At 70.5% G+C, this 21,541-nt stretch carries 24 protein-coding genes; 11 read left to right on the forward strand and 13 right to left on the reverse strand.

Annotated elements, in window-relative coordinates; translation table 11 throughout:
* The first annotated feature begins 26 nt into the window (after window positions 1–26).
* The gene (gene lhgO / locus QP939_RS12620) at window positions 27–1,214 is read left to right on the forward strand and encodes an L-2-hydroxyglutarate oxidase (RefSeq protein ID WP_285456940.1); all 1,188 of its coding nucleotides are present in this window, start codon (window positions 27–29) and stop codon (window positions 1,212–1,214) included.
* On the opposite strand, the gene QP939_RS12625 is transcribed toward lhgO, so the two are convergent.
* Window positions 1,211–2,206, reverse strand: coding sequence for a DUF3558 family protein (locus QP939_RS12625; protein WP_285456941.1), 996 nt, complete (start codon window positions 2,204–2,206; stop codon window positions 1,211–1,213). The two genes, lhgO and QP939_RS12625, sit on opposite strands and share 4 nt — an antisense overlap.
* Before the next feature lie 163 nt (window positions 2,207–2,369).
* Window positions 2,370–3,632: a serine--tRNA ligase gene (serS, locus tag QP939_RS12630; RefSeq protein WP_285456942.1), complete on the reverse strand. Its 1,263-nt coding sequence runs from the start codon at window positions 3,630–3,632 to the stop codon at window positions 2,370–2,372.
* A gap of 119 nt (window positions 3,633–3,751) precedes the next feature.
* On the opposite strand from serS, the gene QP939_RS12635 reads away from it, so the two are divergent.
* Window positions 3,752–5,041 (forward strand): aspartate aminotransferase family protein, encoded by a 1,290-nt coding sequence (locus QP939_RS12635; protein WP_285456943.1) that lies wholly within the window; start codon window positions 3,752–3,754, stop codon window positions 5,039–5,041.
* A gap of 270 nt (window positions 5,042–5,311) precedes the next feature.
* Here QP939_RS12635 and QP939_RS12640 read toward each other — a convergent pair whose 3' ends face one another.
* Genes QP939_RS12640 through QP939_RS12655 form a run of 4 tightly spaced genes read right to left on the reverse strand, consistent with a single transcriptional unit; the run spans window position 5,312 to window position 8,540 of the window.
* The gene (locus tag QP939_RS12640) at window positions 5,312–6,226 is read right to left on the reverse strand and encodes a haloalkane dehalogenase (RefSeq protein ID WP_285456944.1); all 915 of its coding nucleotides are present in this window, start codon (window positions 6,224–6,226) and stop codon (window positions 5,312–5,314) included.
* 53 nt (window positions 6,227–6,279) lie between these two features.
* Window positions 6,280–6,732, reverse strand: a complete 453-nt coding sequence (locus QP939_RS12645; protein WP_285456945.1) for a DUF350 domain-containing protein — start codon at window positions 6,730–6,732, stop codon at window positions 6,280–6,282.
* Window positions 6,733–6,776: 44 nt separating this feature from the next.
* Window positions 6,777–7,943, reverse strand: a complete 1,167-nt coding sequence (locus QP939_RS12650; RefSeq protein WP_285456946.1) for a glutathionylspermidine synthase family protein — start codon at window positions 7,941–7,943, stop codon at window positions 6,777–6,779.
* Window positions 7,944–8,540 carry a hypothetical protein gene (locus tag QP939_RS12655; protein ID WP_285456947.1) on the reverse strand — a complete coding sequence of 199 codons (597 nt, stop codon included), beginning with the start codon at window positions 8,538–8,540 and terminating at the stop codon, window positions 7,944–7,946.
* Window positions 8,541–8,634: 94 nt separating this feature from the next.
* On the opposite strand from QP939_RS12655, the gene QP939_RS12660 reads away from it, so the two are divergent.
* From QP939_RS12660 to QP939_RS12675, 4 genes are all read left to right on the forward strand, one after another.
* Window positions 8,635–9,657: a septum formation family protein gene (locus tag QP939_RS12660; RefSeq protein WP_285456948.1), complete on the forward strand. Its 1,023-nt coding sequence runs from the start codon at window positions 8,635–8,637 to the stop codon at window positions 9,655–9,657.
* Window positions 9,657–10,007 (forward strand): metallopeptidase family protein, encoded by a 351-nt coding sequence (locus QP939_RS12665; RefSeq protein ID WP_020642760.1) that lies wholly within the window; start codon window positions 9,657–9,659, stop codon window positions 10,005–10,007. The genes QP939_RS12660 and QP939_RS12665 overlap by 1 nt, the downstream gene beginning before the upstream one ends.
* A gap of 99 nt (window positions 10,008–10,106) precedes the next feature.
* Complete coding sequence (locus QP939_RS12670) at window positions 10,107–11,348, forward strand: MFS transporter (RefSeq protein ID WP_285456949.1); 1,242 nt, start codon at window positions 10,107–10,109, stop codon at window positions 11,346–11,348.
* Window positions 11,349–11,392: 44 nt separating this feature from the next.
* A complete protein-coding gene (locus tag QP939_RS12675) occupies window positions 11,393–11,869 on the forward strand; it encodes a hypothetical protein (RefSeq protein WP_285456950.1) in 477 nt (158 codons plus the stop codon).
* Here the strand turns inward: QP939_RS12675 and QP939_RS12680 are convergent.
* The 3 genes from QP939_RS12680 to pheA form a co-directional block, all read right to left on the reverse strand.
* On the reverse strand, window positions 11,866–12,504 hold the full coding sequence (locus QP939_RS12680; RefSeq protein ID WP_285456951.1) for a DUF4232 domain-containing protein: 639 nt from the start codon (window positions 12,502–12,504) through the stop codon (window positions 11,866–11,868). The two genes, QP939_RS12675 and QP939_RS12680, sit on opposite strands and share 4 nt — an antisense overlap.
* Before the next feature lie 122 nt (window positions 12,505–12,626).
* Entirely contained in the window at window positions 12,627–13,244 is a 618-nt protein-coding gene (locus tag QP939_RS12685; protein WP_285456952.1) for a histidine phosphatase family protein, read from the reverse strand.
* Window positions 13,241–14,149, reverse strand: a complete 909-nt coding sequence (gene pheA, locus QP939_RS12690) for a prephenate dehydratase (RefSeq protein WP_285456953.1) — start codon at window positions 14,147–14,149, stop codon at window positions 13,241–13,243. Before pheA ends, QP939_RS12685 begins: the two co-directional genes overlap by 4 nt.
* Before the next feature lie 99 nt (window positions 14,150–14,248).
* On the opposite strand from pheA, the gene QP939_RS12695 reads away from it, so the two are divergent.
* The 3 genes from QP939_RS12695 (at window position 14,249) to QP939_RS12705 (ending at window position 16,297) form a co-directional block, all read left to right on the forward strand.
* Window positions 14,249–14,863 carry a macro domain-containing protein gene (locus QP939_RS12695; RefSeq protein WP_285456954.1) on the forward strand — a complete coding sequence of 205 codons (615 nt, stop codon included), beginning with the start codon at window positions 14,249–14,251 and terminating at the stop codon, window positions 14,861–14,863.
* A gap of 114 nt (window positions 14,864–14,977) precedes the next feature.
* Window positions 14,978–15,910 (forward strand): type I pantothenate kinase, encoded by a 933-nt coding sequence (coaA, locus tag QP939_RS12700; protein ID WP_285456955.1) that lies wholly within the window; start codon window positions 14,978–14,980, stop codon window positions 15,908–15,910.
* Between the two features lie 231 nt (window positions 15,911–16,141).
* Window positions 16,142–16,297 carry a hypothetical protein gene (locus QP939_RS12705; protein WP_285456956.1) on the forward strand — a complete coding sequence of 52 codons (156 nt, stop codon included), beginning with the start codon at window positions 16,142–16,144 and terminating at the stop codon, window positions 16,295–16,297.
* A gap of 1 nt (window position 16,298) precedes the next feature.
* Here QP939_RS12705 and QP939_RS12710 read toward each other — a convergent pair whose 3' ends face one another.
* The 3 genes from QP939_RS12710 to QP939_RS12720 form a co-directional block, all read right to left on the reverse strand.
* Window positions 16,299–17,813 carry a hypothetical protein gene (locus QP939_RS12710; RefSeq protein WP_285456957.1) on the reverse strand — a complete coding sequence of 505 codons (1,515 nt, stop codon included), beginning with the start codon at window positions 17,811–17,813 and terminating at the stop codon, window positions 16,299–16,301.
* A 190-nt stretch (window positions 17,814–18,003) separates the two neighbouring features.
* On the reverse strand, window positions 18,004–19,332 hold the full coding sequence (locus tag QP939_RS12715; RefSeq protein ID WP_352251152.1) for a DUF6880 family protein: 1,329 nt from the start codon (window positions 19,330–19,332) through the stop codon (window positions 18,004–18,006).
* Window positions 19,333–19,420: 88 nt separating this feature from the next.
* Complete coding sequence (locus QP939_RS12720) at window positions 19,421–20,341, reverse strand: nitrate- and nitrite sensing domain-containing protein (RefSeq protein WP_285456958.1); 921 nt, start codon at window positions 20,339–20,341, stop codon at window positions 19,421–19,423.
* A 133-nt stretch (window positions 20,342–20,474) separates the two neighbouring features.
* On the opposite strand from QP939_RS12720, the gene QP939_RS12725 reads away from it, so the two are divergent.
* On the forward strand, window positions 20,475–20,789 hold the full coding sequence (locus QP939_RS12725; RefSeq protein WP_285456959.1) for a nucleotide pyrophosphohydrolase: 315 nt from the start codon (window positions 20,475–20,477) through the stop codon (window positions 20,787–20,789).
* On the opposite strand, the gene QP939_RS12730 is transcribed toward QP939_RS12725, so the two are convergent.
* Window positions 20,786–21,109 carry a DUF3024 domain-containing protein gene (locus QP939_RS12730; protein WP_285456960.1) on the reverse strand — a complete coding sequence of 108 codons (324 nt, stop codon included), beginning with the start codon at window positions 21,107–21,109 and terminating at the stop codon, window positions 20,786–20,788. The genes QP939_RS12725 and QP939_RS12730 overlap by 4 nt on opposite strands.
* A 78-nt stretch (window positions 21,110–21,187) precedes the next feature.
* Between QP939_RS12730 and QP939_RS12735 the strand changes: the two genes are divergently transcribed.
* Complete coding sequence (locus QP939_RS12735) at window positions 21,188–21,424, forward strand: hypothetical protein (RefSeq protein WP_285456961.1); 237 nt, start codon at window positions 21,188–21,190, stop codon at window positions 21,422–21,424.
* The last annotated feature ends 117 nt before the right edge of the window (window positions 21,425–21,541 follow it).

Raw genomic sequence — 21,541 nt, forward strand, 5'->3', positions numbered from 1 at the left:
TCCCCGCTCGCGTAGCCTGGTCGATCGTGCGCAACGTCGTAGTCGTCGGGGGCGGGATCGTCGGTCTGGCCGTGGCCTGGGAGCTGACCAGGCGCGGGCTGGACGTCACGGTGCTGGAGAAGGAATCCCGCTGGGCCGCCCACCAGACCGGGCACAACTCGAACGTCGTCCACGCCGGGCTCTACTACAAGCCCGGCTCGTTCAAGGCGCGGATGTCGGTGGCGGGCAACCGGTCCATCGTGGACTTCGCGCGCCAGTACGGCGTGCCGGTCGAGGTGTGCGGGAAGCTCGTCGTCGCCACCGACGAGAAGGAGATCCCGGCGCTGAACACGCTCGCCGAGCGCGCCGAAGCCAACGGCGTCCCGGCGAAGAAGATCACCCCCGCCGAAGCGCGCGAGTACGAGCCCGAGGTCGCCTGCGTCGCCGCCCTGCGCGTCGAATCCACCGGGATCATCGACTTCCCCGGCGTCTGCGCCGCGCTCGTCCGGCTGCTCGACGAAGCCGGCGTCGACCTCCGGCTGAACAGCCCCGCGCTGGCGATCCGCGCCGGCGCCAACGGCGGCGTCGAGGTGGCCACCGGCGACGACGTCGTCCGCGCGGACGCGCTGGTGAACTGCGCGGGCCTGCACTCCGACCGCGTCGCGCGGCTGGCCGGGCTGACGCCGTCGGCGAAGATCGTGCCGTTCCGCGGCGAGTACTACGAGCTCAAGCCCGAACGCCGCGGCCTGGTCAAGGGCCTGATCTACCCGGTGCCGGACCCGACGCTGCCGTTCCTCGGCGTGCACCTCACGCGGATGCTCGACGGCAGTGTCCACGCCGGACCCAACGCCGTGCTCGCGTTGCGCCGCGAGGGTTACGGCTGGGGCGACTTCTCCGCGAAGGACGTCGCCGAAGTGGCGGCCTTCCCCGGCATCTGGCGGCTGGCGAAGAAGTACGCGTTCCCGACCGGGCTCGACGAGGTCCGGCGCTCGTTCTCGAAGAAGCGGTTCGCCGCGAGCCTCGCCCGGCTCGTCCCGGCTGTCACCGAGGACGACATCGTCCGCCACGGCTCGGGCGTGCGGGCCCAGGCGATGCGCCGCGACGGCTCCCTCGTCGACGACTTCCTCATCGAGACCGCGCGCGACCAGGTGCACGTCCTGAACGCGCCGTCACCGGCCGCGACGAGCGCGCTGGAGATCGCGCGCCACATCGCCGACCAGGTGGCGGAAGGCTAGGACGGCAGGTTCGGCGTCACCAGCGGCAGGCCCTGCTTGACCAGGTCGCACGTCTTGGTGTCGTCGCCGATGAACCCGCTGACCACCTGCACGGACGACGTCTCGGTGATCGGCAGGACCGCGCCGCACGTCACCCGCAGGCCACCCATGTTCGGGTAGACGCCCCACTTTTTGCCGCCGACGTCGACGGTCTCGGCCGGCGCGACGCCGTTCACGCCCGGCCACTTGGCCGCCGGCGTGCTCGGGCCGAACCAGACCTCGAACGCCTTCTGGCCGTCGTCGCCGTCGGTGTCGTCCCACAGGCAGTAGGACGCGTTCGGCACCGAGGAAGAGTTGTCCTTCTCGCCGGTCGGCGAGATGTTCTTCAGCTGCGCCACCTGCTCCGGCTTCAGCATCGCGCACGGGTCGGCCGACAGCAGCGGCCCGCCCGGCTCCGGCTTCGCCGACGTCGACGGCGTGATCGGCGGCGCGTCCTGCCCGCCCGGCAGGTGCGCGGCGGCCTGCGGGATCGCCTGTTTCGCCAGCTCACAGGACTTGTCGAGGCTGGTGGTGGAGACGCCGACGTAGGCGAACGAGTCGTCTCCGAGCAGCGCGTAGAACGTGCAGTCGTCGGGCAGGATCGAGGCGTACTGCGTCCAGCTGAACCCGGCGATCTGCTGCGGCGAGGACTTCGCGACGGCACCGGCGATGTACTCGTTGAAGTCGATCCCGCTGGCGAGCCCGATGTTGAGGACGGCCGACGGCTCGACGTCGTCCTTCGAGTTCCAGAGGCACATCGGCGGCTGGAGCCGCTCCTTGTCCTCCGGCACCGAGCGGCCCGGCGACTCGTAGCCGAGCGCGTCGACCTGGTTCTGGTCGAGCAGCGTGCAGGCGTCGACGGTGGTGACGACCGGCCCCTGCCCCGGCACCGGCGACGCCGACCCGCCGACGGTGACCGTGCAACCGGTCACCACGGTCGCCGCCGCCAGTGCCGCCGCGGCCTGCCACTTCATGCGCATTGATCCTCCCGTTCGGCCCGGACACTACTTGAGGCTTGTTCTGGTTAGACCGGCGCAACGCAGCGCGCGGCGAACTGACCAGCAGTTACCTTGCGCCGGGCGACGGCAGAACAAGCCTCATTTGGACGAACGGCGGAGCACCGGGGATCCGCCCGATTCAGCGAGGCGTGAGGACTTCCTTGCCGCCGACGAACGGCCGCAGCGCCTCGGGCACGCGCACCGAGCCGTCCTCCTGCTGGTGGTTCTCGACGATCGCGACGATCCACCGGGTGGTGGCCAGCGTGCCGTTGAGCGTCGCGGCGATCTGCGGCTTGCCGTTCTCGTCGCGGTAGCGGATCGAGAGGCGGCGGGCCTGGAACGTCGTGCAGTTGGACGTCGAGGTCAGCTCGCGGTAGGTGTCCTGGGTCGGGATCCACGCCTCGCAGTCGAACTTGCGGTGCGCGGACGTGCCGAGGTCGCCGGTCGCGGTGTCGATGACCCGGTAGGGCACCTCGATCTTGGCGAGCATCTGCTCTTCCCAGCCGAGCAGCTTGGCGTGCTCCGCCTCGGCCTCGCCGGGCTTGGCGTAGACGAACATCTCCACCTTGTCGAACTGGTGGACGCGGATGATGCCGCGGGTGTCCTTGCCGTACGACCCGGCCTCGCGCCGGTAGCACGACGACCAGCCCGCGTAGCGCTTCGAGCCGTCGTTGAGGTCGAGGATCTCGTCGGAATGGAAGCCGGCGAGCGGCACCTCCGACGTCCCGACGAGGTACAGGTCGTCTTCCTCGAGGTGGTAGATCTCGCTCGAGTGCGAGCCGAGGAAGCCGGTGCCGGCCATGACCTCGGGGCGCACCAGCGACGGCGTGATCATCGGCGTGAAGCCGTTCTCGAGCGCCTGCGCGATGGCCATGTTCAGCAGGCCGAGCTGCAGCTGCGCGCCGATCCCGGTGAGGAAGTAGAACCGCGAGCCCGACACCTTGGCGCCGCGTTCCATGTCGACGCCGCCGAGGGCTTCGAGCAGCTCGAGGTGGTCGCGCGGGGTGAAGTCGAACTTCGTCGGCTCGCCGACGTGCTTGAGCACGGTGAAGTCGTCCTCGCCGCCGACCGGGGCGTCCGGGTGCACGAGGTTCGGCAGGGTGCGGAAGAGCGTGTCGAACTCTTCGGAAGCGGTGTTCTGCTCGGCCTCGGCGGCCTTGACCTGCGCGGCGAGCTCCTTGGCGGTGGCCAGCAGCTGCTGCTTCTCCTCCGGCGGCGCCTTCGGGATCTGCTTGCCCAGGAGCTTCTGCTCGTTGCGCAGCTTGTCGGCGGCCGCGATCGAAGACCGGCGCCGGGAGTCGAGGGAGAGCAGCTTGTCGACCACTCCCTCGTCTTCACCACGGGCGCGCTGCGACGCGCGCACGGCTTCCGGGTCTTCGCGCAGAGTCCTGGGGTCAATCACGGGTCAGAGGGTAGTCCGTACAGACTGTGCGTCCCTACTGGGTTATCCCGACAGTCTGATCGTTGAAGCGCTGTTCACGGCGTCCTCATACTCCAGGGAAACCTTGAGGAGGCGCCCCGATGACCGACGAGCTGCTCGCCCGGCACCGCGCTGTCATGCCGTCCTGGATGTCCCTGCTCTACGAAGAGCCGATCGAGATCGTGCACGCCCACGACCGGCGCATGACGGACTCCCAGGGGCGCACCTACCTCGACTTCTTCGCCGGGGTGCTGACGAACTCGATGGGCTACGACGTCGCGGAGATCGGCGACGCGGTCCGCAAGCAGCTCGACACGGGCATCCTGCACACGTCGACGTTGTACTTGATCCGCTCGCAGGTGGAGCTGGCCGAGCGGATCGCGAAGCTGTCGGGCATCCCGGACGCGAAGGTGTTCTTCACGAACTCGGGCAGCGAGGCCAACGACACGGCGTTGATGCTGGCGACGCAGTACCGGCGCAGCAACCAGGTGCTGGCGATGCGCAACAGCTACCACGGGCGCTCGTTCGGAACGGTGGCGATCACGGGCAACCGAGGCTGGTCGGCATCGGCCCTGAGCCCGGTGAAGGTCAACTACGTCCACGGCGGCTACCGGTACCGCAGCCCGTTCCGGGATCTTCCGGACGCGGAGTACATCAAGGCGTGCGTGGCGGACCTGGTGGACGTCCTGGACACGGCGACGGCGGGCGACGTGGCGTGCCTCATCGCGGAGCCGATCCAGGGGGTCGGCGGGTTCAGCCTCCCGCCGGACGGGCTGTTCCGGGCGATGAAGGAAGTACTGGATTCGTACGGGGTGCTGTTCATCTCGGACGAGGTCCAGACCGGCTGGGGCCGCACGGGCGAGCACTTCTGGGGCATCGAGGCCCATGGCGTGACGCCGGACATGATGACGTTCGCGAAGGGGCTCGGGAACGGCCTGGCGGTGGGCGGCGTGGTCGCGCGCGGAGACGTGCTGGACTGCTTCCAGGCCCAGTCGTTCTCGACGTTCGGCGGCAACCCGGTATCGATGGCCGGGGCAACGGCGGTGCTGGACTACATCAAGGACCACGACCTGCAGGCCAACTGTGCGGCCCGGGGCGCGCAGCTGATTTCCGGGCTGCGGGCTTCGGACAGCCCGATCGTCGCCGAGGTGCGAGGCAAGGGCCTGATGATCGGCGTCGAGCTGATCAAGCCGGGCACCACCGAGCCGAACGTCCCGGCGGCGGCCCGGATGCTGGAGGAGACGAAGAAGCGCGGCCTCCTGATCGGCAAGGGCGGCCTGCACGGCAACGTCCTGCGCCTCGGCCCGCCGATGACGTTGACCGCCGAGGAAGCCCAGGAGGGTCTGGACATCCTGGTCGACTCACTGGCGGCAACGCACGCGGCGCTGTGAACCAGAAGAAGCTGGGTGGTCATCCCGTCGCCTGAGGCCGAAAAAATCACTTTGAGCCAGGCCCGCAACTACCTCGTCAACCGCAGCCGAAGTACGCAACCTTGCGGGCCTGGCTCAAAGTGATAGGCCTCAATCAGGCGACGGGATGACCACCCAGCGACCCCCTCGAAAAGGCGAGAGGAAAGCGGAGGCCATCCCGGAGCCTGCCCGTCCGGCGAGGACATTCTTTGTCTTTGAACGTAACGACAAGAGAACGGGACCGACCGCCGGCTAGTCCCGCATGAAGCGAACCACGTGCTGGGCCAGCTCCTCGCCCTTGTCCTCCTGAAGGAAGTGTCCGGCCCCGGCGATCACCGGATGCTCCAGCCCCTGAGCGCCCTTCATCGAGCGCTTGAGAATCGGCCCCATGCCACCAGTGATCGGGTCGCCATCGGAGAAAGCCACCAGGAACGGGATCTCCAGCTCGGTCAACGTCTTCCACGCGTCCCGGTTGGCTGACGACGCGGGATCGTCCGGCCGATAAGGGACCAGACCCGGCATAGCCCGAGGACCGGCCTTGTACATCTCGTTCGGGAACGGCGCATCGTAAGCAGCCCGCTCAGCCTCCGACAGAGAAGTCTGGCAACCAGACTGGACGAACCGCGCGATATCCAGCACCGGAGCCTTCTGCACAGCCTCCCGGAACGAATGCCACACAGCGGGCATGTCGATGTCCCCCGTCGGCAGGCCCGTGTTCGCGGCGACCACACCCGAGAACCGCGACGGGTTCTCGGCGACCAGGCGCAGGCCGATCAAGCCGCCCCAGTCCTGGCCGACCAGGGTCACGTCGTGCAGGTCCAGCGCGTCGAACGCGAAGCCGCGCATCCACTCCACATGCCGCGCGTACGTGTGGTCCGTCAGGTCGCCCGGCTTGTCCGACCGGCCGAAGCCGACCAGGTCCGGGGCGATCGCGCGCAAGCCCGCCGCCGCCAGGACCGGGAGCATCTTCCGGTACAGGTACGACCAGCTCGGTTCGCCGTGCAGCAGGAGGACGACCGGGCCGTCGGCCGGGCCCGCCTCCACGTAACCGACTCTGATCACGCCGCCGTGCGGGTCGTCGAGCTCGACGTACTTCGGCTCGAAGGGGAAGTCGGGCAGGTCCGTGAACCGGTCGTCCGGTGTCCTCAGCAGGCGCACGAACCCCACGCTAGTGCGAACGGCCGTACGCGGCCACGATCATGCCCGATCGGCCCACGACGTCAGGAGATGCCGACCGCCACCACGAGGCCCAGGCCGAGGTGCGCCGCCGCGACGACGATGCTCACCGGGGCGAACTTCTCGCTCTCGATGGTCGACGCCACGTCGATGCGGGTCGCCCACTCCAGCAGCCGGACCGCGATGACCTGGACGACGATCCCGAGCAGGCCATAGACCAGCGACGTGATCAGGCCCTCGGTCAGGTCGCTCGCCGAGTTGAAGATCGCCACGACGACGATGAACGCCATCGAGAGCATCCCGGACGCGGTCACGATCACCGCGTTCGGCAGGCCCTTCGTCACGAGCTTCGACAGCTTGCCCGGCGTGGTCCAGTCGATCGCGTAGAAGCCGGCGAACATCAGCAGCAGGCCGACGACGCCGTACAGCAGGATCGCACCGATCCCCCGCACGAGGTCGGAGCCGAACGTGTCGGACAGCGCAAGGGTCGTGTTCACGAATTGTCTCCCAGGAGAAAGGGCTGATCAGCGACGGTGTTGTATCACGGCTCGGGGATGCGATGTGGGACAAATGCCGCACCGTCGTCGGTGACCAGGCCGCCGGTCTCCCGGATGCCCAGGCCGGCGGAGCTGTCCCCGACGATCCAGGCACCGAGCGCCGGCCGGTAGCCGTCGAACTCGGGCAGCGGGTCGAACGCCTGGTAGACGAAGCCTTCGGCGCCGTAGACGCCTTCGGTCTGGGTCTCGTAGCCGGTCGCGACGATCTGGACGTTCGCGCCCTCACGGCCCAGCTTCGGCTTGCGGACGTATTCGGTGAGCAGGCCGGGGTCGTCGGCGAACGCGGGCAGCAGGTTCGGGTGGCCCGGGTAGTTCTCCCACAGGATCGCCAGGAGCGTCTTGTTGGAGAGGATCATCTTCCAGAGCGGCTCGATCCACAGCGTCCGCGGCAGCGACTCGACGGCGTGGCGGCCGAACTCCTCGTCGACCACCCACTCCCACGGGTACAGCTTCAGCACGCTCGCCATCCGCGACTCTTCGAGGTCGACGAACCGCTTGAGCACCGGGTCCCAGCCGATCTCCTCGATCGCCAGTCCCACGGTGTCGAGCCCGGCCTCGGCCGCGGTCTCCTGCAGGTACGCCGTGGTGACGTTGTCCTCGCCGGTCGGGTCGGCCGCCGACCAGGTGAAGTGCAGCTCGTTCGACGGCAGCTTGTCCCGCAGCTGGGACCAGCGCTCGACGAGCTTCTCGTGGATCGAGTTCCACTGGTCGTCGTCCGGGAAGACGTCGGTCTTCCAGTGCCACTGCAGCAGCGACGCCTCCAGCAGCGTGGTCGGCGTGTCCGCGTTGTACTCGAGCAGCTTGGCCGGCGACTTGCCGTCGTAGCGCAGGTCGAACCGGCCGTAGACGTGCGGGTCCTGCCGCTTCCACGACTCGGCGATGTGCGGCCAGACCCACTCGGGGATGCCGAAGCGCTGGTAGCCCTCGGTCGTCACGACGTTGTCGACGGCCTCCAGGCACATCGAGTGGAGCAGCTCGACGTCCGCCTCGAGCGAGAGGACCTCGTCCATGTCGAAGACGTAGTGCACGGACTCGTCCCAGTACGGCCGCACCCGGCCGCTACTGTCGCGGGCCGGCGTGCCGTAGACGAGCCCCTGCTCTTCGACGATCCGCTGCCAGTCGCGCCGCGGCTCACGCCGGTCCCGGTACACCTACGATCCCCCGCTCTTGCCGCTGCCGCCGCTGCCGCTCTTGCCGCTGATCCCGAACCCGCCGCGCTGGACGGACTTGCCGGACTTCGTCGTGACGTTCGTGCGCGCCGACGGCGGGTCGTACGAACCGCCGGACACGCGCTGCCCGATGACGCCGGTGCCGCCGTAGTTGTAGCGGTAGCTGTTGTAGCCGCCGCCCGGGATCGGCAGGAACAGGAAGCCGCCGCTGTGGTAGCCGCCGTGGCTGGTGACGTAGTTGTCGTCGCAGTAGTCGTCGTTCTGGACGACGCCGCCGGCGTCGGTGCAGACGGCCGTGACGTTGGTCGGCTTCGCGACCGTGTAGAACGTCGCGACCAGGCCGACGAGCCCGACCGTGACCCCGCTGCCGATGAGGATCTTGCGCCGCGTGGCCGCCTTGGCGTCGGCCTGGCGGGCGAGCTCCTCGTCGCGTTCCTGCTGGGCCAGCGCCTGCTGGCGGGCCCGCTGTTCGGCGACCGACGGCTGCCGGGGCCGGGTGTTCGAGTCCTGGAACCTCATCGAGCCGCGCTGCGGCGGCTCGGGGGGCGGCTGGTCCCCAGTATTGTTGTCCTGCGTCATGTGCGCTCCGTAATCACCGGCCACCGCGAAACCGTGACCACCCTAACCACCCGGACCGCGCACGTCTCGCGCGGCGCGGGCATCATGGACTGCGATGTCTCCCAGCGCCGATCGGTTCCCCACCGCCACGCAGACGCTGCGCACCCGCGTCGTGATGGGCGGGATCTTCGCGGGCGCGCTCATCGCGCTCGCGCTCAGCGTCGTGTTCTCGTGGAGCGACGGCATCACGGGCGGGTCCGGCGGCGGCGCCGGCAAGCTGTCCGAGGCCGCGCAGGAGGCGTTCCATTCACCGCCCGGCAGCTGCCTGACCTGGGACAACCCGGACGCGAGTGACGCGCGGAAGGTCGTCTGCACCCAGCCGCATCTGTTCGAGGTGACCGCGCTGGTGGACATCGGCGCCCAGTTCCCGGCGGGCGCGCCGGTGCCGACGCTGGACCAGTGGCAGCAGATCGCGCAGCAGAAGTGCACCGCGGACGTGAAGCCGTACCTCGGCCACAACCTCGACCCCTACGGCAAGCTGACGACGAACCTGCTGCGCCCGACGCCGTCGCAGTGGGAGGACGGCGACCGCCAGCTGCGCTGCGGCCTGCAGTGGGCGGGCCCCGGCGGCAAGCTGCTGCCGACGACCGGGCCGGCGAAGGAGCAGGACCAGTCGCTGGTCTTCGAGCCCGGCACGTGCCTGGCGCTGCAGGGCAAGGGCGTCGGCGACCCGATCGACTGCGCGAAGCCGCACTCCTACGAGATCGTCGCGACCCTCGACCTCAAGACGAAGTTCACCGAGGGCTACCCGTCGCAGGACAACCAGAAGGCCTGGCTCGACACCGAGTGCAACAAGGCGGCCGCGGACTACACCGGCGGCGCGGACCTCGACGCCAAGAAACTGATCCTGACCTGGGACCTGCGGGAGCAGGAGAGCTGGGACGCGGGTTCGACCAAGGTCAACTGCAAGGTCGCGGCGCTGCTGGCGGACAAGAGCGGCCTGCAGGCGGTGACCGGCAGCATCAAGGTCGCCCCGGCGGGCCCCGACGGCGGCCAGCCCCAGGACGGCGGCCCGCCGTCGGACGGTGGCGGCGGCCCGGCCACCAGCGCCCCGCCGTCGACGAAGCAGAACGGCTGATGCCCGTCGAGATGAGCCGGGAGCGGTTCGAAGAACTGGTCTCGGAGGCTTTGGACGAGGTGCCGCCGGAGTTCGCGCGCGCGATGGACAACGTCGTCGTGCTCGTCGAGGAGTTCAACGACGAGGCGCCGGACATCCTCGGGCTCTACCACGGCATCGCGCTGACCGAGCGGACGTCGTCGTACGGCGGGGTGCTGCCGGACCGGATCTCGATCTACCGGCAGCCGATCCTCGCGATGTGCGAGGACGAAGACGAGGTCGTCGAAGAGGTCCTCATCACCGTCGTGCACGAACTGGGGCACCACTTCGGCATCGACGACGCCCGGCTGCACGAGCTCGGCTGGGGTTGAGCGCACCAGTATCGACAACGTGACCACGGCGGTCCGTTCGTCCCCTTATCCTGTTACGCGAGGTCATGGGGCGAGTGCGATACGTGGTGGGGGGCCGGGATGGACCAGACCCGAAGACTCAGGTGGCTGCTGACGTCGAGTGCGGCGTCCCACCTGGGGGACGGCATCGGCAAGGTGGCCCTGCCGTTGCTGGCGACAACGTTGACGAGGGACCCGGTGCTCATCGCCGGGCTGTCCGCGACGCAGTTCCTGCCGTGGCTGCTGTTCGCCGCGGTCGCCGGCGCGCTGGTCGACCGGATCGACCGGCGGCGCGCGATGATCGTCGCGAATACCGCCCGCGCGGCCGCCGTCGCCGCGCTGGCGGTGCTGGTCGCGACCGGCGGCATGACGATCTGGCTGGTCTACCTGACCGCGCTGGTGATCGGGACGGCCGAGACGATCGCGGACAGCGCGGCCAACGCGCTGATCCCGGCGGTTGTCGGCGACGGCTCGCTCGACGCGGCCAACAGCAAGCTGCAGGCGTGCGAAATCGTCGGCCAGACATTCCTCGGCGGGCCGATCGGCAGTTTGACATTCGCGCTTTTCGCCGCCTTTCCGTTTGTTCTCAACTCCGCGGGATTCGCGATCGCGGCCGCGGTGCTGCTCGGCCTCGCGGGCACTTACCGCGCGAAGGCCGAAATCCCGGTTCAGCGGGCGAAACTGCGTTCCGAGCTCGCCGACGGCCTGCGGTGGCTGCGCGGCCACGCGCTCCTGCTGCGGCTGGTCGCCGTCGCCGGCCTGCTGAGCCTGGTCAGCGAGCTCGCGCAGGCGCAGCTGGTGCTGTACGCGCTCGAAGACCTCCGGCTGTCCGAGGCGAAGTTCGGTTTCTTCGCGTTCGTCGGCGGGATCGGCGGGCTGCTCGGCGCGGCCGGCACGCCGCGGCTGGTGCGGGCGACGAGCCGCCGCGTGGTGCTGGTCGGCGGGGTCCTGGTCTGCGCCGCGGGGTTCGGCGGGATGGGCCTGGTCCGCTCGCCGGTCGCCGGGGCCGCGCTGTTCGGCCTGTTCGCGGCCGCCGTCGTCGCGGTGAACGTCGTGCTCGCGACCGCGCGGCACACGCTGGTGCCGGGCGAGCTGCTCGGGCGGGTGCTCGGGGTGTGGCGCACGGTCGTCTGGGGTGCGATCCCGGTCGGCGCGCTGCTCGGCGGGGTGCTGACCGAGGCGCTCGGCACGGCGGCGCGGACGTTCGCGGTGTCCGGAATCGCGATGCTGATGATCTCCGTGTTCGCGTACTTCGCGTTGCGGCGGTTCTCGCTCGATGACAAATCGGACTCAGCCGCGGCTCTCCTGCACCAGGATCCGTGAATGTGAGCTGAAATATCTCATCACGCCCGTGGTGGGAGGCATTCATGCGCACCGTGGACACCGGCACCGACGCCGATCCGGACTTCGACGAGCCCTCAGCCGAGTCGGAGGAGGTCGTCGCGGCACCGCCGCAGTCCCGCCGGATGCTGGTGCTGTGCGCCGTGGCGGGGTTCCTGCTCGGCGGCGGTGTGCTGGGTCTGCTGTGGGGGTTGTCCGGCGTGCACGCGGGCGCGCTCGACGACGCCCTCGCGGCGTGCCAGGCGCTCGACCGGGTCGGCGAGCTGCCCGACACGAGCCGGGACGCGCAGCCGTCGCTGACGCCCGGCCTCACCTCGGAACGGCTGCACCGGATGACGGCCGCGCGCGAGCTGTCCGCGGCGGCCGCCCAGGTGAACGCCAACTACCAGCCACTGGCCGACCACATCGACGGCGTCAGCCGGATGGTGTTGAGCCTGCACTTCAACGACATCTCCGGCCAGCGGCACCTGGTCCAGGCCCAGGAGATCTGCGGCCGCCTCTAGGCCGGGTGGACGGTCTTCACGGCGAGCTGGTTGCCCGGGATCTTCGTGCTCGCGCAGCCGGTGCCCTCGGCGGGCACGAAGTTCGACGCGGTCTCCTGCGGCAGGTAGATCCGCAGGCCCTTCACCGCGGTCGGCTGGCAGGTGTTCGGGTCGAAGTTCTGCACGTTGACGAACTGGATGTCGGCGGCCGCGGTCTGGCCGGGGTTCAGCTTGACGGGGTTGCCCTTGGTGCCTTCGCGGAAGGCGTCCTTCCCGACCTGGTGCCCGTCCGCACCGGCCACATAGGACACGCCGGGGAACCCCTGGATGGTGCACGGGTGCGAGCTGGAGTTGGTGATGAGCAGCGGCCGGAACCGCGAGCCCGCCCCGGCGTCGCCCTGGCCGAGCGCGAGCTTGACGTCGCCGGCCTTGCAGAGCCCGTTGTCCGCGGGCTGGCCGGCGGGTGAGGTGGCGACCGTCGACGTGCTCGGCTCCGACGTGGCCGTGGTCGCGGTGCTGGACGTCGGCGAATCCGAGGTCGACGGCGTCGAGCTGCTGGCCACGGGGGTCGTACCGCCCCCGCAGGCGGAAAGCGCGAGGACGCCCGCCGAAGCCGCGACGACCGGGAACAACCGCAAGAGCTTCGTCCGAACCATTTCAATCGCCTCCCTGGTGTGGTGCTACTGGGTAGACGTGCGGATCTCCGGCAGGTTGGGTCGTTCCGTTAATTCCCCACCAAACGTGTCTTAAACGTGACGGGATCACACTTTCGGGATCTTTACAACGGTGTATCGCCCCAGGTCAGGCAGTGCCATTCCCCGTTCGGGCGCGCGTCCAGCTCCACCAGGCCGGTGTTCGGGATCAGGGCCGCGTTCGCGACGTCCGGGTGGACGTTCGGCGCCAGCCACTCGGCGCCGAGCCGGATCGCGCCGCCGTGGCTGACCAGGGCGACCACGCCGTCCGGGTCGGCCTGCTCGTGCTTGGCGCGCAGGTCGGCGACGGCGTCGAGCATCCGGGTGCGCACGCTGGTGCCGCTCTCGCCGCCGGGCAGCGACGCCGTCAGCTCGCCGAGCGTCCAGCGCCGCACGACCTCCATGTAGGTGCGGATCGACTCGTGGTCGGTCGCCCCTTCCAGGTCACCGGCGACGACTTCGTGGACGCCGTCGACGACCTGCACGTCGAAGGCGAACCGCGCCGCCAGCGGGGCCGCCGTCTGCTGGGCCCGGGTCGCCCGCGACGCGTAGACCGCGACGATCGGCTCGCCGGCCAGCCGCGCCGCGAGCGCCTCGGCCTGCGACCGGCCGAGCTCGGTGAGCGGCGGTCCGGGCAGGGCGGTGTCGAGCGCGCCGCGGACGTTCCCTTCGGTCTGCCCGTGGCGGATCAGCAGCAGCCTCACGCCAGGTCCCCCTTGCGCACCGCGTCGGCCCACACGGCCGCTTCCACGAAGTCGTCGTTGCCGAAGCCGGGTTCGACCGTGGTGCGGGTGCCGTCGGCGCGCGGGTGCGAGCCGAGGAACCGCAGGGCGCGGCACTGGCGGCGCAACGCGGTCAGCGCGTCGAGGATCCGCGGCTCGGCCACGTGCCCCTCGAAGTCGATGAAGAAGCGGTACTCGCCGAAGTTGTTCCGCGTCGGCCGGGCGTCGAGCCGGGTCAGGTTGATGCCGCGGGTGGCCAGCTCGGTGAGCAGCTCGGCGAGCGTGCCAGTGCGGTTCGCGGCCGCGGCGACCACCGACGTCCGGTCGGCGCCGGTCGGGGCGGGCAGCTCGCCCGGCGGCCGGACCAGCAGGAACCGCGTCGCCGCGTCGGTGACGTCGGCGACCTCGGTGGCCAGCACCTCGAGGTCGTAGTGCTCGACGGCGACGGGCGCGCACACGGCCGCGTCGAAGTCGCCCTGCAGCACGCCGACCGCGGCCGCCGACGTCGAGGACGACGCCACCGGGTGCGCGTCCGGCAGGTTCGCCTCGAGCCACTCGCGGACCTGGGCGAGCGCGTGCGGGTGGCTCGCGACGGTCCGGATCTCGGTGTTCCCCGGCCGGGTCAGCACGCTGAACCGGACCGGCAGGATGGCCTCGGCGACGGCGACCAGCGGCGTCGACTCGCTGAGCGCGTCGAGCGTCGCGGGGACGACGCCTTCGACGGAGTTCTCGATGGGGACGCAGGCGGCGTCCGCCTCGCCCTCGCGGACGGCCGTCATCGCCAGCCGGACGGTCTCGGCCGGAACCAGCTCTTCGCCGCCGGCGAGGACCCGCGCGGCCTGTTCGGTGAACGTCCCCTGGGGGCCGAAGTATGCGATCCGTGACACAGGACCCAGGCTACGGGGCCGGGCCGTGGCGACTTTCACTCGGACAGCCGGTACCGCGACCGGTTACGCCGGGTGGCGTTTTTTGCGATGCTTGGGTGCGTGACCGCCGACTCGGGCACGCACACCGGCCGTGAGGGCGCACACCCGCCGGCCTCCTCCCGCACCCCGGAGCTGGTGCTGTGCGCCGTCGATGAACCCCTCGCCGCCGCCTGGACGACCGCCGCGGAAAAGCTCGCGGGCCGGGTCCGGGTGCACCGCGGTTCGGTGCTCGACGTCGTCGCGCAGGCCGTGGTCAGCCCGGCCAACTCCTACGGCTGGATGCGCGGCGGCATCGACGCCGTCTACGCGCGGGCGTTCCCCGGCGTGGAGCAGAGCGTCCGCAGTGCTGTCCTGGCGTTTCACGGCGGTGAGCTGCCGATCGGCGAGGCCGTGGTGGTGCCGACCGGCGAAGCCGAGCCGGCCTGGCTGATCAGCGCGCCGACGATGCGGGAGCCCGGCGAGCGGCTGCCCGCCGACACCGTGCACCCCTACCTCGCGGCGCGCGCGGTGTTCCTGAAGTGGCGCGACGGCGAACTCGACCACGGTCCGGTGCGCGCCGCCGTCGACACGATCGCGATGCCGGGCCTGGGCACCGGCGTCGGCGGCGTCGACCCGGCGACGTGCGCGCGGCAGGTCGCGGCGGCCTGGGACGAGGTCTTCCGTCACGCGCGGTGATCAAGCCCTGATAGGGGGTGGACTACATCACAGCGCGTTCACCCGCCGTAAGCCCTACCGTTGATCCGGCAGGTGAACGTCCGCCAGTGCAGGCGACGGCCGGAGGAGTGTGCGATGACCCGGGTCCGCGAACTCAGCCCGTATGTCGAGCTGCACCGGGAACAATGGAAAGAACTGCGCAGTTCGACGCCGTTGCCGCTGACCGCGGCGGAGCTGCTGCGGCTGCGCGGGCTCGGCGAGCAGGTCGACCTGGCCGAGGTGGCCGACGTCTACCTCCCGCTCTCCCGCCTGATCAACCTCCAGGTCGCCGCGCGCCAGCGGCTCTACGAGGCGACCACGACGTTCCTCGGCGACGACTCGCGCGGCACCAAGGTGCCCTACGTCATCGGGATCGCCGGGAGCGTGGCGGTCGGCAAGTCGACCACCGCCCGCATCCTGCGGACGCTGCTCGCCCGCTGGCCCGACCACCCCCGCGTCGACCTGGTCACCACGGACGGGTTCCTGTACCCGCGCGCCGAGCTGATGCGCCGCGGGATCATGCACCGCAAGGGCTTCCCCGAGAGCTACGACCGCCGCGCCCTGCTGCGGTTCGTCACCGAGGTGAAGTCGGGCGCCGAGCGCGTCACCGCGCCGGTGTACTCGCACCTGGCCTACGACATCCTGCCCGGCCAGGAGCAGGTCGTGCAGCAGCCGGACATCCTCATCCTCGAGGGCCTGAACGTGCTGCAGCCGGGCCCGCGGCTGATGGTGTCCGACCTCTTCGACTTCTCGATCTACGTCGATGCGCACACCGACGACATCCAGCGCTGGTACATCGAGCGGTTCCTGGAGCTGCGGCACACGGCGTTCGCGGATCCGGCGTCGCACTTCCACCACTTCGCCGGCCTGCCCGACGACGAGGCCCGCGCCGAGGCGCGGCACCTGTGGCGCTCGATCAACGAGCCGAACCTGATGGAGAACATCAAGCCGACCCGGCCGCGCGCGACGCTGGTGCTCCGCAAGGACGCCGACCACACCATCAACCGGGTCCGCCTGCGCAAGCTCTGACCCGCTCGATGAGACGGTCACGCGCCTCGTCACCCACATGCCGCGCCTTCGCACGCTGAGCGAAGGCGCGGCCACGATTCGTCGTCCCCTGGCGACTCTCCGCGCCGGAAACCGGCCGATCGGCCGAGGCGGCCCGGTCAGCCGTAACCGGTTGGCCGATACCCCCGCAGGCGTGTGAAAGCGACCCTGAAGGAGACCGAAAACGACTCTGAGCTGGGGAGGAGGCCCACGATGTTCGCGATGATCCTGACGTGGGTCGGTGCGGTGCTCGGTCTGGCCCTGCTGATCGCCATGGCTGCCGGGACGTTCGTCGTCGACTTCGACGACAAGCTCCAGGAACGCCGCCAGAAGACCAAGCCGGTCGAGCCCGCGGGGCCGCTCCCCTGACTCAGCCGAGCTCGGCGAGCGCCTCCAGGTAGGCGTCGGCGTCGTATTCGAGCGTTTCCGATTCCAGCAGGCTGCTTTCCAGCGCGTCGATCAGCTGCTCGAAGATTTCGCCGCGGTCGAGCTCGCCCTCCTGCAGCCGCTGGACGGCCTGCCACGCCTCGGCGGGCTCGTCGTCCCACAGCTGGTCGACGATCGTCGCCCGCAGCACCAGCCGCTCCTCTTCCTCGTCTTCGTCGGCTTCGGCGATGACGAGCGCGCGGCGCTGCTCGGGGTCGGTGGGGTCGAGGTCGACCTCTTCGTCGTCGATTTCGGTGGTCAGCGACGGCACCGCGAACATCCGGCGCTCCAGCGCGTCCGCCAGCTCGCTCGGCGCGAGGTCGCCGACACCGCTGAAGTAGCGCTCGAGCGGGGAGTCGTCGTCTCCGTCGGTGTATTCGCTGAGGTAGTCGGCGACGGCCTCGTCGAGCGCGGCGACGGCGGTCTCGGTCAGCCCGGCCCGCTCCGCCGTCCACTGCACCCAGGCCAGCACGACCGGCTCGACGGCGTCCTCGTGGTCGGCGTCGAGTTCGTACTCCTCGCCCAGCAGGCCCTCGAGGAACCGGGCGACCTTCTCCGGCCCGATGCGCAGCGGGTTGCCCGGGTCGGTCCGCAGCCCGTGCTCCAGCAGCAGGCCGCCGATCGCGCGGGCGGCGTCGTCGTCTTCCCCGCTCGCCGCGACGAACTGCTCGACTACGGCGGCCCGCTCGTCGTCGGACCAGGCGGCCACCTCGGGCACGAGCGCGGGTTCCGGCAGCGCGCGGCACCAGGTGAGCGCGACGGCGTGGAAGCGCGCGTAGTCCTCGCTGACGTCGGCGTCCTCGAGGTGATCGGTCGCGGCGAGGCCGTCGGCGATCAGCCGGTGCGCCTCGGCGGGGTCGACAGCCTCCAGCACGACCAGCTCCGGGTCGGCGTCGGCCTGCTGCCGCATCTCGGCGAGGACCTCCCCCGGCTGCTCGATCACGACGAGGTCCCGCACCCGGCCGCCCTCGGTGAAGTCGAGCAACGCGAGCAAGCCGTGCAGCTGGTCACCGTGGGAGAAGACGCAGAGCAGCGACGACTCGTCGCCGTAGACGTCGCCGGTCCGCCAGCACTCGCCCGCGGCGACCTGCCCCAGCCCGGCGGCCCAGGTCGGCTCGGGGATGCCGCGGCCGAGGACGACCTGCAGCCCGGCGTCGGCGGCCTTGCGCTCGACGTCGGTCTCGGCGACGACCTTCAGCGCGGCGAGCAGGGCCGCCGCCCCCGGCGTGATCTTGCGCTGCGCGAAGCCGATCAGCTCGAGGCCGAGCGGTTCTTCGCCGTCCTCGACGGGCACGTCGTGGAACTGGCCGAGCACCTCGGAGGCGAGCAGCTCGACGTCGACCGGCGCGGGGTCGGCGCCCAGCGCCGAGAAGTCGTTCAGGACGTCCTTGAACAGGCCGGTCACGCTGTGGGTGACGGGCTGCGGTGCCTTCTTGCGGGCGCGACTCACCGGGCTCATGCGGTCAATGTTTCCATCGGGCTCCCCAGCCGGTCGCGGTGGCCCTGGCGCGGGTCCCGCCGCGTGCTCGACGGGGAGGCGCCGAGCCGGACGGCGGAACAGGGCCACCGCGACGTCGCTGGCCAGAGCGGCGCTACCGCCTTGGCGGGCTCGCGGTGTCCCGGTGCACGTGCACACCGGTTCACCCGGGTCAACGAGGTGTGCGCGGGGAGGTTACGGCTTTGGGCAACGCGATCCGCGCGGTCCGGATTTCCGTGATGAGGCGGGTTTTCCGGCGGTGGGTTTCCACCAGCGCGGCGAGGTAAGCGGTGAATTCGTCCGGCGTCTCGGCGCGTTTGTGCAAGGAGCGCAACACCTTCAGCCGTTTGGCGGCTTCCTGGTACGCCTGCGGGTCCTTGCGCTCGATGAGCTCTTCGACGTGCTCGCGGAAGACCGGGATCGTCTCGGCCGGGTGGTCCGTCGCGCGCTGCTCGGCCAGTTCCAGCTTGAGTTCCGGCGATGCCCCGAACCGGACACAAGCCCGCCAGGCCTCGTCCGGACGGCCGTCGTCGAGCAGGACGCGGGCCAGCGCGTCGGCGTGCTCGGCGCTTTCCGCGGCCAGCTCACGCAGCCGGGCCAGCGCTTCCCGCCGGTGCACGGTCCACTTCCCGTCGGCTGTCGCGGCTTCGCGCAGCGCGGCGTACGTCTCGCGGCCCGGCTCGGCGTCGAACTCCTTGCGCCGGCGGGAGGTTTCGTCGTCCGCCTCGGGCACCGGCGGCGGGTTCTTGTCGTGGGTGAGCGCGCGGGCGGCGTGCGCGATGGCCTCGCTGTGCCGCCCCGCGGCCCGCAGTACCCGGACGATCTTGAGGCTGACGTCGCGGCGCGGCGGCTTCGCCGAGAGGATCGCGACCAGCCCGTCGACGTCGCCGAGCACCTCGGCCAGCTGCTCCTGCAGCCGTTCGGCCACGTCACGGCGGTGGCCGGGTCCGCTCACCGCGAGCACGTCGTCCACAGTGGACTTGATCCGCTTGAGGCCGGGCTCGCCCAGCGCCGTCGCGAACTCGGCGAGGTCGATGACCGGCCAGCCGGGGCCGTCGAACTCGACCTCGACGATCCAGTCGGCCAGCTTCTCCGGGTCCGGCGGCCGCGCGGCGCACGCGCGGGCGTACAGCTCCACGGCCCGTTCGAGCCGGTCGCCGAGGTCGCCGGCGTGGTCACCGGACTGCTCCAGCGTTTCGCTGATGTCGTCGACCGTCCGGCGGGCCAGCGGGGCCAGGTCGGCCGGGCTGCCGGCGTCGAGCATCCGCTGCAGCGTGTCGAGGACGGCGCCGATCTTCGCGGCGTACTCGACGTTCCCGTCGGTCACCGCGGTGTCCAGCAGCCGGTGCGCCTCGCTGACGTCACCGGATTGGGTGGCGGCGCGCAGTTCGAGCGAATGCCGCAACTCAGGGTCACGCTCGGCCTGGGCGTGCAGCAGGTCCGCCAGCGTCTCCGCGTCCAAAGTGCGCAGGTAGGGGCGAAGATCCGAGTGGGGACTCACGCGCACCAGTCTGCCCGACCACGGCGGCGGCGCGTGTGGGCCAACCGCGTGCTCTTTTCGGAGTAATCCGTGACTTTCGGTGACGTGCTCATGAGCGCCGCAAGTCGTCGAACACGGCTTTCAGCGGCCACGGCTCCGGCGTCCGCGGCCGTCGTGACCGTGCGTGTCGGGGACGCGGGATGGCGGCGCGGACCGTCGGCACCATGATCGGGACGACCGGGACGGGCACCCGCGCCACGAGCCGCCGCACGACGACGAGCAGGAGCCCGGCGAACAGCAGCAGAGCGGTACCGGCGGCGATGGCACCGGCGAGCGTCCGGCGGCCGTCGTCGAGGGTGAGCTGCACGGCGTACTGGTTCTGCTGCGAGTACAGCCTGCCGAGCTGGTCGGAGACGGTGTAGGCGGCGCTGCGCCAGGTGGACTCGGGAACGGGCAGCGGTTCGGCGGCGGCGAGCGCGTCCTCGGCGGCGGCCAGCCTGCTCCAGTCGGCGCTGCGGGTGAGGGACTCATACGCGGTCCGGCCACTCTCGGTGAGCTGCGGCGCGACGCGGGCGAGTTCGGCCCGGTAGGCGGCCACGGCGGCGGCGAAGGTCCGCCGCGTCACCCCGTCGAGGCCCGCGAGCGCGAGGGAATCGGCGCGGTACATGCCTTCGGCGACGGAAAGCAGCTCGACGGCGGTCATCTGCTGGTAGCCGGACTCGGCGTCCGGGGCGCGGCGGGCGTAGTCGCGCAGGCCGGCGATGGCGGTGTCGATCCGCTGGGTGAAGGTCGCATAGGCCTCGGTCCGGCGGAGGGGGTCGGCCATCGCGTCCCCGCGCTGGCCCTGCAGGGCGACGACGGCACGCGCCGTCCGGTCGGCGGCCCCGGCGGTCTCCATCGCCAGGTCGCTGGTCCGAACCGCTTGCTGCACCAGGAAGAACGCGATGACGAAGGCCACGAGGACGAGCGCGCCGCCGGGGACGAACGCGATGCAGAGCATGCGGCCGCGGACGGATCGCAGGTACTTCAAGACGTTCCTTTCCCAGCCTTGGGCCCCGCAAGCATCCCGACGAAGTTCAACCTATTGAGTGAGAGATTCACCGGTCAACGCCAGTCCGCCATACGGCCGTTAGCGCACCGTGACCACCGGGGACAATCGTCGAGTGACCTTCGAAGACGTAACGCAGCGCCTCCGCGACTTCGCGGCGGCCCGCTCCTGGGAGCCGTACCACACCCCGAAGAACCTCACGATGGCGTTGTCCGGCGAAGTGGGCGAGCTGACGTCGCTGTTCCAGTGGCTGACGCCGGAGGAGTCGGACGCGTGGCGCGAGGACCCGGCGTTGGAGGCGAAGGTGCTCGACGAGATCGCGGACGTCACGCTGTATTTGCTGCAGCTGGCGGACCGCCTCGGCGTGGACCTGGCGGCCGCGGCGCACGCGAAGATCGACCGCAACGAGAAGCGGTTCCCGCCGGCTTAGCCCCAGAAGACGCCGTCGGGATTCCGGTCGATCTCGGCGAGCAGGGCGGGCGGCGTGCTGGCGACGGGCGCGTCGGGGTAGCTCAGCCACTGCCCGTTGCGGTCGGCCCACAGGACGGACCAGATACCGAAGTCGTCGAGCCGCAGCTGAGCGATCTTCTGTTCACTCCAGCCATCCCCGGCGGCGCGGCGTTCGAAGATGGTGACGGCGCGCCCGCGCGTCCGGCACTCGACCCGCACCTGGTCTTTGAGGTGCTCGGGGACGTGCTGCGCGCACCACCGTTCGATCTGCCGCAGCGCGAGCTCCGGAATCACCGCCATGGTCACCAGTGAACCGGACGGGGGTCAGAGAACACGCACGAGGGCGTCATAGGTCTCCTCGGGCGAGCGCCCATCGGTGTGGACGACGAGGAGCTGGTCGTGAATCCGCTCGACGACGGCAGCACCCCCGCGATCCCGCAGAACGTCGTCGACGCCTTCGCTCACGGCGTCGCTGCGCGCGGCCCACCGGGTGACGGCGACCGGTTTGTCCGCGGTGAGCAGGATTTCCCGGTATTCGGCCCCACAGTCGGCAGCGGCGGCCTCGAAGGGCGCGATGTCCCGAACGCGAGTGGCGAGCGGCGAGCTGCGGCATGACGACGTCGTGCCCGGTCCGCGGCCTTGAAGGTCTCGAAGAAGGTGTCGCGCCAACCACCGATGAGACAGACGACGCGATCGGTGTCGAGGTTGAGCACCCCGGGCCGCCGTCCGGCG

The organism is Amycolatopsis nalaikhensis (assembly GCF_030264295.1).
Classification (GTDB): Bacteria; Actinomycetota; Actinomycetes; order Mycobacteriales; family Pseudonocardiaceae; genus Amycolatopsis; species Amycolatopsis nalaikhensis.

Bases quoted from the DNA above. Each gene is read 5' to 3' on its own strand.
- QP939_RS12665 (WP_020642760.1), top strand. From the start codon at position 9,657: ATGCCCGTCGAGATGAGCCGGGAGCGGTTCGAAGAACTGGTCTCGGAG.
- QP939_RS12670 (WP_285456949.1), top strand. From the start codon at position 10,107: ATGGACCAGACCCGAAGACTCAGGTGGCTGCTGACGTCGAGTGCGGCG.
- QP939_RS12730 (WP_285456960.1), bottom strand. From the start codon at position 21,109: ATGGCGGTGATTCCGGAGCTCGCGCTGCGGCAGATCGAACGGTGGTGC.
- QP939_RS12660 (WP_285456948.1), top strand. From the start codon at position 8,635: ATGTCTCCCAGCGCCGATCGGTTCCCCACCGCCACGCAGACGCTGCGC.
- QP939_RS12675 (WP_285456950.1), top strand. From the start codon at position 11,393: ATGCGCACCGTGGACACCGGCACCGACGCCGATCCGGACTTCGACGAG.
- QP939_RS12625 (WP_285456941.1), bottom strand. From the start codon at position 2,206: ATGAAGTGGCAGGCCGCGGCGGCACTGGCGGCGGCGACCGTGGTGACC.
- QP939_RS12635 (WP_285456943.1), top strand. From the start codon at position 3,752: ATGACCGACGAGCTGCTCGCCCGGCACCGCGCTGTCATGCCGTCCTGG.
- QP939_RS12655 (WP_285456947.1), bottom strand. From the start codon at position 8,540: ATGACGCAGGACAACAATACTGGGGACCAGCCGCCCCCCGAGCCGCCG.
- QP939_RS12710 (WP_285456957.1), bottom strand. From the start codon at position 17,813: ATGAGCCCGGTGAGTCGCGCCCGCAAGAAGGCACCGCAGCCCGTCACC.
- QP939_RS12705 (WP_285456956.1), top strand. From the start codon at position 16,142: ATGTTCGCGATGATCCTGACGTGGGTCGGTGCGGTGCTCGGTCTGGCC.
- coaA (WP_285456955.1), top strand. From the start codon at position 14,978: ATGACCCGGGTCCGCGAACTCAGCCCGTATGTCGAGCTGCACCGGGAA.
- QP939_RS12680 (WP_285456951.1), bottom strand. From the start codon at position 12,504: ATGGTTCGGACGAAGCTCTTGCGGTTGTTCCCGGTCGTCGCGGCTTCG.